Genomic DNA, 18,688 nt, shown 5'->3' with positions numbered 1-18,688 from the left:
TTGAGAAACGACAGCCGCACCGCCGAACAACCGCCACGACTTTATTCAAAGAGCCGATTACTTAATTTCACTAATTCCAATCTAATGAATGAAACTGAATTTCATTTCAATTAGGTCATGACAGGCGATATCTGCATAGGCGAATGAAGTGCTCCCCGCACGCCTTCGGCTCACCCATGCAGAAGATCATCCATGTCGAGACCCACCCCCGGATCGCGCACTACGCTCCTTTCCCTGGTCGCGCTCCTTGCCGTCACGATCGCCCCATTTTCGCAGTTGCAAGCGGAGGAGGCTGCTCATTCAACGGCGAGTGAAGCACGGCGCGTCGTCGCCATTGGAGGATCCGTCACGGAGATCCTGTTCGCGCTGGGTCTTGGAGACCGCGTCATCGCGGTCGACACATCCAGCACCTACCCGCCCGAGGCAGTCGCCGAGCGGCCCAATGTGGGCTACATCCGCGCGCTTTCACCGGAAGGCGTTCTCTCGGTCGGACCGGATCTCATCATCGCGCAGGAAGGCGCCGGCCCGCCCGACGCCGTCGCGGTGCTCAAGGGCGCGTCCATTCCATTCGAAACCATTGCCGAAGCCCGCGACGCAAAGGGTGTGATCGCGAACATCCAAACCGTTGCGACGCTGATGGGCACCTCCGAACGTGGGGAGGCACTCGCGGAAGCCGTGAAGCGCGACTTTCTGGCTGTTGCCGCCATGAGGGAGACGATCACCGCTCGCCGCACCGCGACCTTTGTGCTGTCGGCCGCCGGCACCACACCGATTGTCGCCGGCTCCGGCACAGGCGCCGATGCCATGTTGGCGCTTGCCGGGGTCGACAATGCGATGAAGGCAATGTCCGGCTACAAGCCCGCCGTGGACGAGGCCGTTCTCGCAGCCGATCCTTCAGCGATCATCCTCATGAAGGATCGGGGTCATGGACTTACCGACGCGGCCGTCGCGCAGATGCCGGCCTTTGCCGGCACGCAGGCGATCGCAAATGGGCGTCTCTATCGCATTGATGGTGGGTACCTTCTCAATTTCGGCCCGCGCACGCCGCAGGCCGCGCGACACCTCGCGACACTCATCTATCCCGAGCACGATTTCCCCACCCTCCCGGCCCATCCATGGACCAACGACCAGGACGTCCCGTGAGCGAGACCGCCTTGCATCACGGGACAGCTACGAAACCTCGCCTGACCCGCGCCGCGTTGGGCATGGCCCTGTGCGCCACGCTTCTTGTCGTCGCCTGCTTGGCATCGCTGGCGATAGGCCCCGTCAGGGTGCCGCCAAGGCAGGTGGTGACTATCCTGCTGGATGCGCTTGTCGGCCAGCGGTCAGCGAGTGGCGCGGCGCTGCGCGAGACCGTGATCGTTCTCGACATCCGCCTGCCGCGCACGCTACTGGGGCTGCTTGTTGGTAGCGGGATCGCGACGGCCGGTGCCGTGATGCAGGGCATTTTTCGCAATCCGCTGGCCGATCCCGGCCTGATCGGCGTTTCAAATGGAGCCGCGCTGGCCGCTGTCATATGGATCGTGCTCGGCGCGCATGTCGCCGACCTGCTACCGCCGATGCTGGCGGATGCGGGACTGCCCCTCGTCTCATTCCTTGGTGCGCTCTTCGCTACCGTGACGCTTTATCTCATCGCCACGTATCAAGGTCGTACGTCCGTGCCGACCATGCTGTTTGCCGGCATTGCAATCGGAGCGCTGGCATCCGCCGGCACGGGGATCATGATCTTCATGGCCTCGGATCAGCAACTGCGCGACTTCACCTTCTGGTCGTTTGGCAGCCTTGGTGGGGCGACGTGGCGCAAGGTGCTGGCCGCATTGCCCTTCATGTTGTTCCTCGCGCTCATCGCTTCCCGTCTCGGCCGCCCGCTCGACGCCTTGGCGCTCGGCGAGGCCGAAGCCTTTCACGTCGGCGTGGATGTTCAGCGCACGAAGCGCGTGGCCATTGCCGGCATCGCGGCGGGCGCGGGGGCAGCGGTCGCGGTGGCTGGCGTGATCGGCTTTATCGGCCTCGTCGTTCCCCATCTCGTCCGACTGGCGCTCGGCCCCGCACATCGAACGCTCCTTCCCGCAACCGCCCTCCTTGGTGGTGCGCTCCTGCTTGGCGCGGATGTCATAGCGCGCACTATTGCCAGCCCGGCCGAACTTCCGCTGGGCGTCGTCACCGCGGCGCTTGGCGCACCGTTCTTCATCGGCCTCCTGATGCGCCGCCGCGGCGCTCTGTTCGGTTAGGCACAATGTACCGCGCCCACGGCATCACATTTCGGCTGGGAGGACGTGCCCTGCTAACCGATGCGGGCGCGGCAATCACGCCTGGCCGTGTCTCTGTCCTCATTGGTCCCAACGGGGCAGGCAAGTCCACGCTTCTGAAAGTCATGGCGGGCGAGCTTCGCCCCCAAAGCGGGCACGTCCTGCTGGACGGCGCAGACATTTCGACCCTGCCACCGGCACGTCTCGCCATGCTCCGCGCGGTGGTGCCCCAGCATGCGCAGATTGCTTTTCCCTTCACAGTCGCCGAAGTCGTGGCGATCGGCGCGGGGAGCGACCGCATCGGTTCCGCACCCGTCGCGCGGGCACTGAAGGAGGTCGAACTTTCGGGATTCGAGCAGCGCCCCTACGACCGGCTCTCGGGCGGAGAGCGCCAGCGGGTCCAGCTCGCGCGCGCACTGGCTCAACTCGATCGAGGTCGGAGCGCCGGCTATCTACTGCTCGATGAGCCAACCGCCAGTCTTGACCTCGCCCAGCAGGTTCTCGTCGTTCGCCTGATGCGCCGGCTTGCCGCCGAGCGCGGCATCGGAATACTCGCCGTCCTCCACGACCTTAACCTCGCGGCCATGGCAGCGGACCACATCACGGCCCTGAAAAACGGACATGTCGTCGCCTGCGGAACACCGAAAGAAATCCTCACTGACGCGGCGATCGGCACATTGTACGGCGTTCCGGCCCGTGTCAGCTGGGCACCGGAAACGCCATTCCTGCTACCACAATCGATCGTGGACTGATCCCTTGCACGGAAGCTCACTCGGGACCGCGCGGGGCCTGTCCAAGGCGGAGAAAGCGGGCGGAGCGCCCTGAACGGATGAAACCGGCACAAGCTCATCATGGATGATTGGCGAGCAGAAGGTGACCACGTTCAAGGCCGTCAGAACCTACAGCGTCCCCGGCGCCTATCCCACCACCGATCTCTACGGCAGCACGACCCCGAATGGGTGCGTCGTTGTGGTTGCCGATGGAGCCGCCAGGTCCGGCGAAAGGAGCACGGGAAACGGCCAGCTGTGGCGGACCTTGGCCCCTCGTCGCGGAAGCGTCGCCTTGAATGGCGTCAACGCGTGGAACAGTTCCCGATTCGCCGTCCTGGTGGACGTCGCCGCCCTCCAAGTCGGTGGGACGTCCAAAAGCCGCATCGAGGATACCCAGGGCTTTCTCAGGCCGCCACCCGGACCGATGCGTCCACTCGGACTAGCGGAGTTCCTGCTCGACAAGGCGGTAGACGTGCTCGAATGCCAAGGCGGCGGCAGCCTGCGCCCGCTTGTCCTCCTCCTCGGTAAGGTCGACAGTATCGAGCGCGGTGGTGAAACGACGCCAGTGCAGACCTCTCCCCTCGGCATGCCCGGCCAGATGGCGCGCGCCGAAAGTGTCGGAGAAGCCGATCCGGGCGGCATCCTTGGCAAGAAACGCCGCGCCCATGTTGGAGCCCTCCACAACATACAGCCAGCCCAACGCCTCGGCCTTTGGAAGCTCGGGCCCGAATGCCGCCTCCGGCAAGGACAGCCCGAGATCCGCAAAGTCCTGCTCCAGGGCCGCAAGACGCGAGCGAGACGACAGATCGGGAAGCAGGATCTGCATCGAGGGATCCGCATAAAGCGGTTCGACATGACGGTGTAGCCGATATTGAAAGCGCAGGAACCGGACATAGCTTTCCTTGGTAGCGAAGGGCTTCGCAGCCATCACGGCGTGGTCGACACGCTCATGGAGGGCGTTGGTGGCCGCGCGAAGCCGCTTGGCCCGCGTCTGCGGCTCGGCGTCAGTAATAATCGTCATCATCTGTCCTGCTTGTGCTCTTCGACGCCGCGGGCCTACTTGGTAATGAGATCGGGCGAGGCTTGCGCGACCTGTCCGCCGCCGAAACGAACCGTAAGTCCGGCCTTGATCGTCAGCCCCGCGCTCGGAAGAAAGTTCTGGTACTGGGTGTACTGCTCGTCGAGCAGATTCTCGACTGACAGCCGAACAAGCGTGTTCTCGTTCGGCTGGTAGCCGGCGTAGAGGCTGACGAGGTTGAAGCTGTCGGTCGGGTCGTAGACTGAATTGGTCGGCAGGTCGGCGGCCGTCACAGCCGCGACTGCGGTCCAGCGTGCGGCGACGGTAAGTTTGCCTTCGAAGAACCGGAAGCCGAGCGTCGTTGTGATCTGGTCCGGCGGCACGGTGGAGAGCGGCTGCCCCTCGTCCGGCCCGGCCGTCACCTCGCCGGTCATCGCCTGGCCCTGCAGGCCCAGGAACCACGCGCCCGCATCATACGTACCCTCGAATTCGAATCCACGCAGCCGCGCTTCATCGACATTCTGATACTGGGCTAGTGAGTAGTCATTATAGGCGAAGCAGCGACCACGCACCGAATAGATGCAGGCAGGATCGCCATAGGTCACCAGCTCGATATAGTTCTCGACATCGTTCTGGTAATAATTCGCCTTGATACGTAGCCGATCACCAGTGACAAAAAGGTCGTCCTTCCGGATATTGACGCCGACTTCCTTGTTCTTTCCGGTTTCCGCTTCAAGACCCGGGTTCGGCAGGAAGGTGAAGGGCGCGAGGCCGCCGCTGAAGAAAGCCGGATGCTGGCCCGCCACCAGCGCCTCGGTAACACTTGGCGCGCGATAGCCCTCCGCATAGGTGCCGTAGATTGTCAGCCATTCGACAGGGGTAACGCCGAGTGTGAACTTGGGCGAGAGGCGGTCACCGCTGGTGCCGCCATCGTCGGAGCTGAGCGAATAAGCGTCGTAGCGCAGCGCGGCGACCGCCTCGAGCCACGTCGAATAGTTGGCCTTCCACTGCACGAAGGCACCGCCCACGCCCCGCTCGCCCGAGGGATTGTAGCCCTCGCCGAACCCGTAGGCGTCAGTGTTATCAACGTCATCGTGGAAATAGTCGCCACCATAGGTGATGGCGTTCTCCACCGCCCCCCAGGTGAAGCGGCTGGTATTATTGGCGTCGAAGCCGACGGTGTCGACCACGAAGCTCCGGGGATCGCCGATATCGCCGGTGATCAGGCTGGAACTTCCTGCAACCTTCACCTGATCCTCGTCCACGCGGTTCCAGTAGACGCTGGAGCGCCAGTCGAACAGATTGTCGTCGGGATTCGAGTAGCTCCAGCTCGCTGTCGCTGTGGTGTTCGTCACATCGGTTGCATATTGCGTGGCGGTCGAAGAGGCGGAACTTCCGGTGGTGAACTGGCTCTCATAGTTCATGACCTCGAATTTCAGCTCATGGAAGTCCGCCGGGCGAATGGTAGCCTTGGCGATACCGGTCCAGGTCTCGTACCCCGTATAGGCAACCTCTTCCCCGTTGCCGTCCTTGTAGTTGCCCTGGTTGCGATAGGTTCCGCCGACAAAGAGGTCGACATTCTCACCCACCCTGGCCGCACCTAGCAGGGAGCCGTAACCCATTGGCCCATTGCCGGCGAACTCACCATCGGCCTCGACGCCCCAGGTTTCATTCGGCTTCATGATGTCATTGGCGTCCTTGGTGCGCATCGTCACCACGCCACCGATCGCCCCCGAACCGTAGATGTTCGACACCGGCCCGCGCACCACGTCGACATCGGCGATCAATCCCGGCTCGAGAAAGAAGGTTCCGGCACCGTTGCCATGCCCGAGCTGGGTGAAGTTCTGCCGGGCACCATCCACGAACACGGCAACCCGACCGAAATCCTGCAGGCCGCGGATGTTGATCGCCGTCTGAGGCGAATTGCCGTTCTGGATCGCGGTGACGCCGGGCATGCCACGGAAAAGATCCTCCGTGCGCGTGGGCATCATCATCTCAATTTCGCTCGGGCGCACGACGCTCACGGCAGCGAGGGTATCGATCCAGTTTTCCTGCGTCCGTGTCGCGACCACGGTGATCGGATCCAGCTCGACGACCTCGTCGGTCACCACGACCGCCGCCGTCGACCCAGCGGTGACGCCCGTTTCCTGAGCCAAGGCCGGCGTCGCGGCCGCCAGCGCCAGCAACGAAATGCCGCCCCCGATTCCACGGGCACACGATGAAAAGGAATACCCAAACGAGCGGCGGACTACGCGGTCCATCAATCATCCCCTGACAGAAGGCAGAACAGTCTTGTAGGGAATGAACGTCGCGTCGCCCGAACTCGAACGGGACATTACATCCACCTATGAGGTGGAGTAAATTTTGTTAAAAAATGAGTCAAACGTTATGTTCTTTAAGTATAATACTTCAAAAATAGGCAATTTCTGACTTCAGCATTTGCAACAATTTTGATAAATTAAAAATATAGATGGATTTTAATTTGGACTAGTTCCAGATTGACACGCTATAGAGACGGCGCAAAAGCATCCTGCTCCTGTCCCGGCAAACATCAATCGACCCAACAAAACGGCCCCGCCGACGACGTGCCGACGAGGCCACTAATCAATGAGGCAGAACCTGCCTTCAGTTGTGGTTGAAACCGCCCGCCTCATCCGAGGTCATCGGCCGCGTTACCGGATGCATCGCGAAGAACTCGACCGACCGCTTGATATCGTCGAGGAGCAGGCATGCGAGATCGAAGCTGACGCCGTGGCGCACCAGAATGCGCTGGATCACCAGATCCTCTCGGTCCGCAGGCATGGAATAGGCCGGAACCTGCCAGCCTCGACTGCGCAGGCGATCAGCCAGATCGTAAAGTGTATACCCCCCGATCGCAGCCTCGTCCTTCAACTTCCAGCACAGCGCAGGAATGCCCTTCTTGCTGTCGCCGTCGAACAGGATCTCGAAGGGACCGATGGCCGCTATCTGCTTGGAAAGAAACTGGGCCGCGTCGTAGCAGGCCGTGTGAATCTTCCGGTACCCCTCCCGGCCCAGCCGCAGGAAATTGTAGTACTGGGTGATCACCTGACCGCCCGGGCGCGAGAAATTGAGCGCGAAGGTCGGCATGTCGCCGCCGAGATAGTTCACATCGAAGATAAGCTCCTTCGGCAGATCCTCGACCTCACGCCATACCACCCAGCCTACGCCGAGGGGAGCAAGACCGAACTTGTGACCGGAGGTGTTGATCGACTTCACCCGAGGCAGCCGGAAGTCCCATTCCAGTTCGGGCGCGCAGAAGGGCGCCAGGAAGCCGCCGCTCGCACCATCCACATGGATGGGGATATCCAATCCCGTCCGCGTCTGCAGATCATCGAGCGCGTCACTCACGGCCTTCACCGGCTCGTACTGGCAGGTGAACGTCACGCCGAGGGTGGGCACGACCCCGATCGTGTTCTCATCGACGCGCTTGAGCACTTCCTCCGGCGTCATGATGAGGCGGTCGCCCTCAAGCGGAATTTCGCGCAGCTCCACGTCGAAATAGCGGGCGAACTTATGCCAGCAAATCTGCACTGGACCACAGATCATGTTCGGCCTGTCCGCGGAAAGCCCAGCAGCAGCGCGCCTCTTGCGCCACTGCCACTTGAGCGCCAGCCCGCCGAGCATCGCCGCCTCTGAAGAACCAACCGTAGAGCAACCAACCGTACCCTTCGGGTCGGGCGAGTTCCACAGATCGGCCAGCATGTGTACGCAGCGCGCCTCGATCTCGGCGGTCTGGGGGTACTCATCCTTGTCGATCATGTTCTTGTCGATCGACAAGGACATCAGGTCCTGGATCTCGTCGTCCACCCATGTCTGGCAGAAGGTGGCCAGGTTCTGGCGCGAATTCCCGTCCAGCATCAACTCGTCGCGCACGGCGGCAAAGACATGCCGCGGATCCCTCTCAGCCTTGGGAAAGTGGAACTTTGGCAGCTGCTTCAGCAGATCGCTCGACGAGTAGACGTCATCGAGAACCTCGCTGCGCAACTCCCTGCCGGAACGGTGGGATGTCAAGGCTGGCCTCCTTTAAGATGATAGTTCATCCAAACAAACAACAACAATACAGTAAAATTCTGTCTTTAACATTAATTAAATTTCATCTTCATGCCATAAACTATCCATCTATATATAGATCTCACATGGCAGTTACCAATCAACAAGATTGACAATCAGACAGGCCATATTCTTCAATTCCGGCACGATAGACACCCTACCCATTCCCATATACCTAGAGTAAGAAACATTCAGGCCGTGAAAGCAAGGGAGCTTGGCATATGGCGGCCAACCTCCACCGGCAGCGTTCAGGGAGTATGCGGATATGTGCACGTCACTGGTTTATAGCGACGCGGCCGGAAAGGCCTATTTCGGCCGCACCTTGGAACTCACGATCGATCTGCCCTACCAGATCGTCTACTTGCCGGCCGGCTTCCCAACCCGCTCGCAGATCGCGGGGCACCCTGCCGTCGAGTACAAGGCCAAACGGGCCATGCTGTCGGTGACCATGCCATGCCGGGTGCCTACAGCCGATTCACCGATCGGCATCGAAGATCTGAAGGTTCTTGAGGGCATCAATGATCAAGGCCTCACTTTCAGCCTTCTGTCCTATCCTACTGCCGGTGGCGGGCATCATTCGGTCGCGATGACGCAAAGCGTCCTTTCAGCTTCCGATCTTGGAACCTGGGTACTCGGTCAGTTCTCAACCGTAGCGGAGGTGAAAGCCGCGCTGGCGGAGCAGCCCATCCTGCTGACGCCACTTGCCATTCTCGGCGGCGTGGAATCCCCCTTCCACTATGTCATGCACGACGCCACCGGCGCCTCGGCCGTTATCGAGTTTAACCGCGGAGAGATGTCGGTCCATGACAACCCCGTCGGCGTCATGACCAACGGGCCGGACTTCCGCTGGCACCTTACCAACCTCAGCAACTACACGTTCCTTTCCAATGTGGACCAGTCCAGCGCAAGCTTTGGTTCGCTGAAAGTGGCACAGCCGGATTCCGGTATTGCGACGGCTGGCCTGCCGGCCTCCAACACATCGGTTGGCCGCTTTGTACGCGCCGCCTTCTACGCTCAGTTTGCCGAGAAAGCGGCGACGCCTGACCTCGCCGTGCGCGCTGTCGCCCACATCATGAACAATTTTGACAGGCCGCGCGGCATTACAATCGACTATCCGGAGCTGTCAGGCGGGCACCTGGAGGTGGCGGGCCTGGAGAATGACAAGACGACTGAATACGCGACCGAATTCACCACCTGGACCAGCCTCGCCGACCTCGACCGACGACTGTTCTTCGTTCGCGACTATCAGAGTCTGAACTTCAGCTGCATCGATTTGGGCGCACTCGCCGGCACGGCGCAGCCGAAGGTGCTGCCACTAAAGAAGCTCAATGGAGCTGCCATGGACGCGACCGAAATACTCAAGGGCGCGACGCCTTCATGAGTTCAGCCGCGATCCGGGCTACGACGGCCCTGAGGACCCAGCGCAACGATTGCCGATCCGGACCGCGCGCATGAAGGACGCTACCGGCCGGCAGCACGGCGCGCGCGTGAAAGGAGCCGGCCCCTGGCCGTTCATCACGTTCCATAGCTACAGTCTGGCCGGCCGCCACATTGTCTGGCGCGACCGCCAGCATCGCAAGGGTCTTGATCGCGAATCGCGGGCACTTGAGACGGTTCCCATCGCGTTCTGGCAGACCCAGATCTACAACTGGTACGTCGGCCTGATCTTTGCGGCGGGCTCGTTCCTCTTCATGCTGGGAAGCGCGCTTTCGCTCATCCCGGGTGGGGCCGGCGTGCCACTTCACGTGATCAACAGCATCTTCTTCGCCGGTTCTGTTCCCTTCACAACGGCTGCCTATATGCAGCACTTGCAGGCGGCGAATGCCAGCGCGTTTGCGCTCGACCCCGCGTCTCATATGCCACGCAACCGCCCGGCTCTACTTGGCTGGCACCCACACAGTCCGGGCTGGTTGAGCACGTTCACGCAGTTCGTCGGCACCCTCGCGTTCAACATCAACACCTACGACACGATCCACGCGCCGAGCCGCTGGTACATGCAGGATATCGCCATCTGGCTACCCGACATGGTGGGGTCGATCCTGTTCCTCGTCTCTGCCTATCTCGCTTTCATAGAAGCCGGCCATGGCTACTGGAGCTGGAATCCTCGGCGCCTGGACTGGCAGATCGTCTTCATAAATCTCCTTGGCTGCATTGCCTTCATGACCGCTGCCGTCCTCGCTTACGTCCCGCGCGGCCCCGAAGCAGCGTGGATCATGAACGTATCCACTGCCCATCTCTTTGTCGGCGCACTCTGCTTCTTCGTCGGCGCCGTCCTGTCAATGCGCGAAAGTCGGCAGGCGAGCGCCGAATGAGCCGCGACCCTCTGACAGATTTGCCACGCAGCGTGCGATACAACGCGCAACCCGTTCAAAACACGGCACATGACCAGGCATCAGGGTTGGATTGGCCGGCAGCGCCTGTTAACTGTGCGATCAAGCGCGTGATGACCGGGGGCGAGATGCGCGGAGTACCTATTGCTCGCATATCCAGCGTTCTTGCGATTGGCCTGTTCGGCCTCGGGGGATGCACCCGGCACGCCAGCCCCTCCCTACCCCTGTTCGGTGCTTATTTCCCATTCTGGCTTTTCTGCGCAGCAGCAGGCGTAATAGGCGCGCTCGCGATACGCGCCCTCTTCATCCCCTTGGGCGTTGACGATGCGCTGCCCTGGCGGCTTGTCGTGTACACCTGTCTTGCTGCGGTCATCGGCTTCAGCCTCGCCCTCCTCGTGTACGGGCGTTAGGCCATGGCTTCTTCCGCCTACTCTCATCGCAGGAGCCTCTTGGGCTCAACGCTCGGCGCTCTGATAATTGTCGGCGCGATCACGGTTGGCTGGCTCTATTTTCGGCAGGCAGAACGCAATCCGCTTTCCGAAGATGCGGTACTGACCGCGAGCATCGTCAACGTCGCCTCCACCGTCGCTGGCCGTATCGTCGACATCTCCGTCTCCGAGAATCAAAAAGTATCCCGGAACGACGTGTTGTTCGTCATAGACCCGGAGCCCTATCGGCTCGCCGTGGATCAGGCGAAGGCGGACCTGAGGATTGCCGAGGCGGCCCGAGACACTCAGAGACGTACCATTGCGGCCGAACAATCCAACGCGGCAATCGCGGCTGAGCAGATCAACCGTGCACGTACCAATCTCGCCCTCGCCGAACAGACCCTCGCGCGTCTCCTGCCCCTGCTGCCTAAAGGCTACGTGACCGCCCAGCAGGTCGACGACGCCCGCACCGCCCGCGACGACGCAGCACTCAGCCTCAGCCAATCCGTGAAGCAGGCGGCGGCAGCGGACAGTCTGGTGACCTCTCTCGACGCGGCGGATGCCCTTGTGGAGGCCCGCCAAGCGGCGCTCGCTATTGCCGAGCGCAATCTCGCCAACACCGAAACGCGCGCGCCTCACGACGGCCGGGTCGTCGGGCTCGCGATCTCGACCGGAGAAATCGTGGCGCCGGGGCAGTCGGTGTTCACCCTCATCAATACCGAAAGTTGGTATGCCTCCGCCTTCTTCCGGGAGACAGAGCTTGAGAACATCAACGTTGGTGATTGTGCTCGCGTGTTCGCCCTGGCGAACCGCGCGACCCCGATCGACGGCAGGGTCGAGGGCATTGGTTGGGGCGTTGTATCGGAGGATATTCTCAACATCCCCCGCAACCTACCCTACGTCCCCAAGTCCCTGAACTGGGTCAGGATCGTTCAGCGTTTTCCAGTGCGTATCAAACTGATCGACCCTCCCGAGGACCTCATGCGGATGGGGGCATCCGCCGTAGCGATCGTGCGCCATGGCAATAGCTGCTGATCGCGCAGGCGGCCTGCTCCGTCAGGCACTCGCCGACCTCGCACCGTTTCCCGGCCGCGCGGCGCTCACCTGGCGTGTCGCTCTCCTATGTGCGCTGGTGACCCTGGTTGCCATGGTCTACGAACTGCCGGAAGCATCGATCAGCTGCTATCTGATCATCTTCCTCATGAAGCCCGACGCCGTGGTCAACATCGGAACCGCCCTCGGTCTCATCGTCCTCGTCACGTTGGTCGTCGCGTTCGTCGTGCTGCTGACCCACGTGGCCATCGAGTCCCCAGCGCTGCGTCTGGCGTTGATCGCGCTGATTTCGTTCGGCTTCCTGTTTATCGGTGCGGCGAGCCAGCTTGGCGAAATAGGAGGCGTCATCGCCCTCGTCATAGCATTCGTGCTGACACTGTTGAGCAATGCTCCGTTCGGCGATGCCGTGACGATGGCCCTGCGCTACGCGTGGTATATGGCCGCGATGCCGATGGCGCTGATGATCGTCTTTAATCTGTTTGTCGGCATGTCCCCCGTCCGCCTTCTGCGCGAAAAGCTGCGGCAGCGCCTCCAGGCTTCCTTGCGTGTCATCTCCGATGATACCGCCCAGACTCGCCGCGCGCTCGCCGACCTCCTCGGAGAGGGCAATGAGGATGTTGAGAAGCAAGCGACCTTCGTGCGCGTGCTTCACCTCGTCTCTTCCGATGCTGCCGGGCAGGTCGCCCGGGACGTGCGCGCCGCCTATCGTCTCATGGTCGCCGTAGCCTGCCTGCCGGAGGATTTGGATCCCACCCGTCGGGCGGCGATCGCTACCCAAATCGAACACACGCTCCTGGCACTGGACCAGGGCTTGCTTCCACCAACGCCTATGGACCAGGCAACGCCGCTGAATGTGGCCGAGCAGGAGATATGGAAAGCTCTCGCCGTTCTCGCCGGCGAACTGGAAGGAACCGTTGTTTCCGCCGCAAAGCCTTCCTTCTTCAATCCCGACGCGTTCACCAATCCCGACTATCAGCGCTTCGCCCTGAAGACGACAGCCGCCGCGATGGTCTGCTACGTCATTTACACCGGCATCGACTGGCAGGGCATCCACACGGCGATGATCACCTGCTACGTGGCGGCACTGGGAACGACGGGTGAGACCGTCCATAAACTGGGGTTGCGCATTGTTGGCTGCCTGATCGGCGCGGCGATGGGAATTGGCGCGATTCTGTTCGTCATGCCCCACCTCGAATCTGTTGGCGGACTGATGACCTTGGTCTTCGTCGGCACATTGGTCGGAGGTTGGGTCTCCAGTGGCAATGAACGGATCTCTTATGGCGGTGTGCAGATCGCCCTAGCCTTCCTGCTCACCGTGGTACAGGGCTTTGGTCCCAGTCTGGACCTCGATGCCGCGCGCGACCGCATCTTCGGCATCCTGCTGGGCAATTTTGTCGTCTATGTCATCTTCACGCAGGTCTGGGCTGTTTCGATCGAGAAGACGGTGCGCAATCAGCTGGCAGATGCGCTCTCCGCGCTTGCCAGGCTCGCCCACATGGAGCCAGCGAGAAGGCTTGGTGCTGTTCCTCACGTCGCAGCGATCGAGAACACGCTCGCCAAATGCGGCGCGTCTCTTGAACTCATTGCCTTCGAGCCTCGTGCAATCCGACCATCGCAGGCGAGGGAAAACGCACTGCATGTAGCGGCCGAAGAAATAGAGGCTCTCGCCCGTGGCATTTATCTCGACCGCGGCGACCTCTCTCCACTGGCATCGCGGCTCGAAGAACTTTCGCGGGTCATCCGTGAACCGACCACGGACACCCCCGTGACCACCGCCCGCCCAGCAACAGGGAACTCCTCCCTCATAAACGTGAGTCTGGACCGCCTTGAAACGGCCGTGGTGAAGTAGGGCCAATGACCTTGTCCCCCGCGCATGGCGCTTCCAGATCCAGCCGATGGACCGCGATCCTCGCGGCCATGATGATCGCCGGCTGTGCGCCGAATGCGGTGAACATGGCATCGCCCTCCCCCGACCGGCCATGGCACCCAAGCGGTGAGGAAGGTGGCCTTTGGAGCACAGCTCGGCCGATGACGGATGGTGCCGAGGCACCCGGCGCGCCGAGGGATTTCAGCGTACCCGCCAGCCCCACTTTGGCCGAGCTGCCCAATACGCCGGATTTGGATCTCAATCGCACCTATGAGCTGCCTCAGCTCATCGACATCGCCCAGCGCAACAACCCGACGACCCGTATCGCCTGGCAGCGAGCACGCGAGGCCGCGCTTGCGGTTGGCATGGTCGAGGCGACCTATCTGCCGCTCATCACCGCCAATGTTATCGGTGGGCGGCAAGACGTCGAAACGCCCCTGCCGGTAGCGCTTGGCAACCAACGTTATTTCGAGACGACCGCAGAGGGCGTGTCACCCTCCATTGCGCTGCAATGGCTCATTTTCGACTTCGGCCAGCGTGCCGCCGTCGCCGACGCCGCAAAGCACGGCGCCTTCGCTGCCAATGTGCTTTTCAACGGCGAGCATCAGAAGCTGATCTTCGATGTCACCCGTGCCTATTATGCCTACGGGGCGTCCGTACAGCGCACGAAGATCACCCAGCAGACCCGGCGAAACTCCATCGCGATCCGAGATGCAGCCGAAGGCCGACAGGCCAGAGGGCTGGCGACGACGGTGGAGGTCGCCCAGGCGCGCCAACAGGTGGCGCAATCTGAGCTTCGACGCGTGCAGGCAGAGGGTCAGGAGCGGGATGCCTACCAGACACTTCTCGCCGCCATGGGCATCAACGCGACGCTGCGCATTCGCGTGGGAAATGCAGACCGTCGCAACCTTCCCGATGCCTCGAAGGTGCCGCTCGATGCCGTGATCAAACTCGCATTGGCGCAGCGGCCGGACGTGGTTGCCAGCTATTCAGCGCTACAGGCCAGCAAGGCCGGCATCACGGCGGCTGAGGCCGAGTTCATGCCCAAGGTGTTCGTCGCAGGCGCGGTGGCGTCCGGCGAGGGAAGCTTCAACGCGAACGGACTGCCGACAATCGGCCAGCAGGCGACAGGATCAGGTGTACTGGTCGGCGCGAGCGTGCCACTCTATGACGCGGGACTTCGCGCCGCGCAGCTCAAGCAAGCGCAATCCCGTTCCGATGCCGCTGAAAGCGCCTTCCGGCGCACACAGACCCTCGCTGTGACGGAAATCGTCGCCGCGAACAACCAGCTGCGCACGGCCCTCGAGTCTTACCGCGCAGCGACGGCACTCACCAAGGCGGCGGCCACGACCTATGACGCGGCGCTGGAAGCCTACAAGAACGGCGTTGGGACGGTAACGGCGGCCACAGCAGCCGACAGCGGCTTGCTCGACGCGCGGGAAGCACTGGCTGACGCCCATGCAGCGTCTCTCATCGGCGCCGCCAATCTCGCCTTTGTCGTCGGCGCCATGACGTCCAGCACCACGGTGCCATAGAATTCAGTCCGCCATGGCCGCTCGCCAGAGTCTAGCTCCCCAGTTCGCAATGCCCGTGGCGCCGACAGCACCAGCGATCGTTTGGCGCAGGTGTCCATGTGTCGGGTGGCGAACAGGTGGGCTTCAGTCTCTTACCGCATCCCGGATTCAGAAGCGCAGTGTAAAGCTCCCTTTCACCGCATTGATCGATGTGTTTTCCGCGAGCTGACCGAAATAGGAAATCCTGAGCCGGGCGTTTTCGGTCGGCGCCATCTCCAAACCCACATCGATCAGGGCGGAGTCGGTGGCAATAGGAGCACCGCTCTCGGTAAAGGACGCGTTTGAGGCGCCGAATGCCAGCTGCGAGACCGGATCCGTATCGCCGAAGGCGTGCTGCCAGGCGAGCATCGTTCGCAACGTGGCGGGCACGCCGAGGGGCAGCGGAACGGCAATTCGTGCGCCAAGCGTTGAATAGGTGACGGCGGTGCTTTCCGAATAACCGTAGAGCGCCGCGGGCCCACCCGCCTCCTGGAAGGCATCGGTGTCCACCTTCACATAAGCCAGCCCGGCGAATGGCTCGATACCGAGTTCGCCGACGGACGTCGTGTAGCCAAGTTCTCCGAATACCTGCCCCGTATGAGCGGAATAATCCGCGGTAAGCTGATCGGCGAAGTTACCGAACAGAATGCTGCGGTCAGTGGAAAGGTCGTTCCAACTGAAGACCCCGCCGAGCCTCAGCCCCCATGCCCCCGCTACGGCGCCGCCATACGCCGCTATGTGGTAATTGTCCGACGAACCCGACGAGGAAAGGCTGTCCGCGGAAAAACTATCGTGGCTGTAACCGCCCGCTACGCCAATTCGCCATCCCTCGCCGAAAGTTCGGTCGTAACCCACGAGGATGCCCCCGGTACGGATCCCCACCGCGGCCGTATTGCCTGTGCCATCGATGTTGCCGGAATTGCCGAATGCCTCGGCCCAGAACGCACCACTGTCGCCCGTTGCGCCATCGGCCCGATCCCTATTCGCCTTACCAGAAGAGAGCGGGCTCGCGGCGGCCGTCGGTGGAACCCCTGCGGCAACATGGGCACGCTCCGCAATGATACCCCGCAGCATCGTGCTCTGGTCGACCAGCACCGTCGATACGCTGGGGTAGATCCCGCCGGATAAGGCGGAAAATGCTGTTGGCGCCTGCACTCCGGTAAGGGAAGCCGCCTGCTCGGCCAGAAGATTCGTCGCCGGCAGTTGATCGAGCGCCTGTGCGACTGAGCGCTGATTGGCGGTGCCGGCCAGCGAGGCGAACGGCGTGGTACTGCGAACCACATCGACCGCAAGGCTCTTCGGGCCGGAGTTCAGCTGCGCATCGAGAAAGGGATAAAGGGAGCCGAAGGGATCCCCCACATCGGAAAAACCGGCACCCGAAATGCCGCCTGTGGAGGTGAGGATCGTATAGCTGCTGCCCAAGGCCGGCACCATCCCGCCGGTGCCAGTGAGTTGGAGAACGGCGCCTTCAATGGTGACGGGGCCCTCCACGTCGACACGGTCGCTGCTCCCCGGCGCGCCGAGTTCAATCGCGAGCGCCGAACCGGGCTGAAGCGCCAGCGATCCGTTGACCGTGAGCGTACCGATGGAATTACCCGGCGCAAAAACGCCTAGAACCTCGGTTGCGCCCACCACGCCTGTGCCCGAAAGCGTCCCGCCTTGGTGAACCAGCACATTCCATTCGGAAAAGTCGCCGTTCGCAGCCAGACTGGCGCCGGCCTCGACATGTGCGCCTCCCTCGGTCGCACCACTGCCGGTGAGGTTCCACACCCCCTGTTCAAAGTGCAGTTCGCCGTCGCCCCTAATGAGGCCGCCCCAGGTGGTGCGGCCCTCGCTGGCCAGAGCCCCGCCAAGACCGCCGATCACCAGCGCGCGGTTGGGGGAAAGGAATCCATCTGTCGTGGCAAGGGTCGCTCCCTGCAGCACGACCCCCTCACCCGCGACTCCCAACGCGCCATCCCCGGTTGCCAGCAAGGCGCCCCCGCCACTCACCAGGGTACCGCCGGTATAGGTATTGAGGCCATCGAGAACCAGCGTGCCCTGCCCCGTGACAACCAAGCCGTTGGCGCCCGACAGCGTGCCGGAGAGCACGGCCGTCGCACCTTCGTGTACTTTTATTTCGGCATCCGAGCCGATCAGGAAGGCTCGAGAGCTGGAGAAGCCGTCATTGAGGAATAGCTTCGCATCAAGACCGACTGAGATGCCTGGCGCTCCGAAACTGGCATCGCTATCAGGGTAGAACTCCCCGTAGACCAGACTCATAAGAGGCGCGAAACCGAGGCGCCCGTTCACATTGTCGAAGGCCACCGTATAGTATTGATAGATAAGCTGGCCGGTATTTCCACGCTCTTCCGAAGTTGTCTTATATGTTGCGCCTTCGCCACCGGTGGTGATGACCAGGGTTGGCAAGCTACCCACGCTTACAGCGACACTGTTTCCGCTCTTGATAATGTCCCCCTGCTCCAGCAGGGCCGGATCAACCGTGCCATCGAAATGCCCGGTGGTCTCGCCCGTATCGAGGAGCGCTGGACCGCAGATGGGTGCCGCACCATTCACCGAAAAACAGGTATAGAGCGTGGTGTCCCAGGCGTTCACTCCGTCTGGCGGAGTCGAGTTCGGCGAAGGCGAGAGCGGGACAAACATGAAGTCCGCGGTATTTGCAGAGGTAAGGCCCACCACAACCTGTGCGTTGGGACTCGCCGTGGTCAGGGTGTTCCACCCTTCCACAATGAAGCCGTTCGCGAAATTGCCGGGAAGCTGGGCGAGCGGATTGAACGAGACGTCCTGACTGCTGGTAACCCGGTTCTCATAGCCCACTCCCATGATGCCGCTCGTACCGGTAGGTACCTGGCACGTGGCGAGGTTGGTGGAACCGTTGCAGCTTGTCACATACTGGAAGGGAATCGGATCTGCCGTGGTCAGCGGTTGACCGTTCGGCGTCGACGCCTCGTTGAAGGTCACGCTCCCATAAGCGAGGCTGCCCTCGAACTGGAGGCCGGAACCGTATCCATAAATGATCTGCGTCGACGTCACGACAATGTCGGAACCGACCTCACTGGACAATATCCGGAGACCGTTCGAGCCGGTGTCGAACAAAACCTGCGTGGCAGGTCCACCGCCGACCTCCACCGAAACGGTCGCGGTCTGCCCATTTGCCGGGTGGAGCGGAATATAAGCTGACTCCTCGGCTACCTGGGCGCGGCAAGGCGCGATGACCGCGAGTCCCATGCCAATAGCAGAAATAGCGCTGAAGCCATGCCTCACAGCGCGCTCACCCACCCGACTGCGAAAGTGCATGCCCCACTCCCCAAGCGGCCGCATGCTACCATTGGATTCCGAAGCGTCAAAC

General features: G+C 62.0%; 13 protein-coding genes. 9 read left to right on the top strand and 4 right to left on the bottom strand.

Features of this window, described 5'->3' with window-relative positions; translation table 11 throughout:
• The first annotated feature begins 192 nt into the window (after positions 1-192).
• From G3A50_RS19010 to G3A50_RS19000, 3 genes are read left to right on the top strand one after another with little or no spacing between them, the layout of a single operon-like run.
• A complete protein-coding gene (locus tag G3A50_RS19010) occupies positions 193-1,143 on the top strand; it encodes a heme/hemin ABC transporter substrate-binding protein (protein ID WP_163076702.1) in 951 nt (316 codons plus the stop codon).
• On the top strand, positions 1,116-2,231 hold the full coding sequence (locus G3A50_RS19005) for a FecCD family ABC transporter permease (protein ID WP_163076701.1): 1,116 nt from the start codon (positions 1,116-1,118) through the stop codon (positions 2,229-2,231). The genes G3A50_RS19010 and G3A50_RS19005 overlap by 28 nt, the downstream gene beginning before the upstream one ends.
• Positions 2,232-2,236: 5 nt before the next feature.
• Positions 2,237-3,001 (top strand): heme ABC transporter ATP-binding protein, encoded by a 765-nt coding sequence (locus tag G3A50_RS19000; RefSeq protein ID WP_163076700.1) that lies wholly within the window; start codon positions 2,237-2,239, stop codon positions 2,999-3,001.
• 457 nt (positions 3,002-3,458) lie between these two features.
• On the opposite strand, the gene G3A50_RS18995 is transcribed toward G3A50_RS19000, so the two are convergent.
• The 3 genes from G3A50_RS18995 to gad all read right to left on the bottom strand — a co-directional run bounded on the left by G3A50_RS18995 (position 3,459) and on the right by gad (position 8,069).
• Positions 3,459-4,040 carry a biliverdin-producing heme oxygenase gene (locus tag G3A50_RS18995; protein WP_163077859.1) on the bottom strand — a complete coding sequence of 194 codons (582 nt, stop codon included), beginning with the start codon at positions 4,038-4,040 and terminating at the stop codon, positions 3,459-3,461.
• Between the two features lie 35 nt (positions 4,041-4,075).
• The gene (locus G3A50_RS18990) at positions 4,076-6,298 is read right to left on the bottom strand and encodes a TonB-dependent hemoglobin/transferrin/lactoferrin family receptor (RefSeq protein ID WP_163076699.1); all 2,223 of its coding nucleotides are present in this window, start codon (positions 6,296-6,298) and stop codon (positions 4,076-4,078) included.
• A 364-nt stretch (positions 6,299-6,662) separates the two neighbouring features.
• Positions 6,663-8,069, bottom strand: coding sequence for a glutamate decarboxylase (gene gad, locus G3A50_RS18985; protein ID WP_425483422.1), 1,407 nt, complete (start codon positions 8,067-8,069; stop codon positions 6,663-6,665).
• Positions 8,070-8,373: 304 nt separating this feature from the next.
• On the opposite strand from gad, the gene G3A50_RS18980 reads away from it, so the two are divergent.
• The 6 genes from G3A50_RS18980 (at position 8,374) to G3A50_RS18955 (ending at position 15,321) form a co-directional block, all read left to right on the top strand.
• The gene (locus G3A50_RS18980) at positions 8,374-9,489 is read left to right on the top strand and encodes a linear amide C-N hydrolase (RefSeq protein ID WP_163076698.1); all 1,116 of its coding nucleotides are present in this window, start codon (positions 8,374-8,376) and stop codon (positions 9,487-9,489) included.
• Between the two features lie 70 nt (positions 9,490-9,559).
• Positions 9,560-10,420, top strand: coding sequence for a hypothetical protein (locus tag G3A50_RS18975; RefSeq protein WP_163076697.1), 861 nt, complete (start codon positions 9,560-9,562; stop codon positions 10,418-10,420).
• Complete coding sequence (locus G3A50_RS18970; RefSeq protein ID WP_246251884.1) at positions 10,417-10,848, top strand: YtcA family lipoprotein; 432 nt, start codon at positions 10,417-10,419, stop codon at positions 10,846-10,848. The genes G3A50_RS18975 and G3A50_RS18970 overlap by 4 nt, the downstream gene beginning before the upstream one ends.
• A gap of 3 nt (positions 10,849-10,851) precedes the next feature.
• A complete protein-coding gene (gene mdtN, locus G3A50_RS18965; RefSeq protein WP_163076696.1) occupies positions 10,852-11,901 on the top strand; it encodes a multidrug transporter subunit MdtN in 1,050 nt (349 codons plus the stop codon).
• A complete protein-coding gene (locus tag G3A50_RS18960) occupies positions 11,885-13,768 on the top strand; it encodes an FUSC family protein (RefSeq protein WP_163076695.1) in 1,884 nt (627 codons plus the stop codon). Before mdtN ends, G3A50_RS18960 begins: the two co-directional genes overlap by 17 nt.
• A gap of 179 nt (positions 13,769-13,947) precedes the next feature.
• On the top strand, positions 13,948-15,321 hold the full coding sequence (locus G3A50_RS18955) for a TolC family protein (protein ID WP_246251881.1): 1,374 nt from the start codon (positions 13,948-13,950) through the stop codon (positions 15,319-15,321).
• A 147-nt stretch (positions 15,322-15,468) separates the two neighbouring features.
• On the opposite strand, the gene G3A50_RS18950 is transcribed toward G3A50_RS18955, so the two are convergent.
• Positions 15,469-18,636, bottom strand: coding sequence for an autotransporter family protein (locus tag G3A50_RS18950; RefSeq protein WP_163076694.1), 3,168 nt, complete (start codon positions 18,634-18,636; stop codon positions 15,469-15,471).
• Between the last annotated feature and the right edge of the window lie 52 nt (positions 18,637-18,688).

The sequence above is a fragment of the Ancylobacter pratisalsi genome (genome assembly GCF_010669125.1).
In the GTDB taxonomy this organism is placed as follows: Bacteria; Pseudomonadota; Alphaproteobacteria; order Rhizobiales; family Xanthobacteraceae; genus Ancylobacter; species Ancylobacter pratisalsi.
Note: the sequence above shows the minus strand (reverse complement) of the source record. Positions and strands in the feature narration are given on the sequence as shown.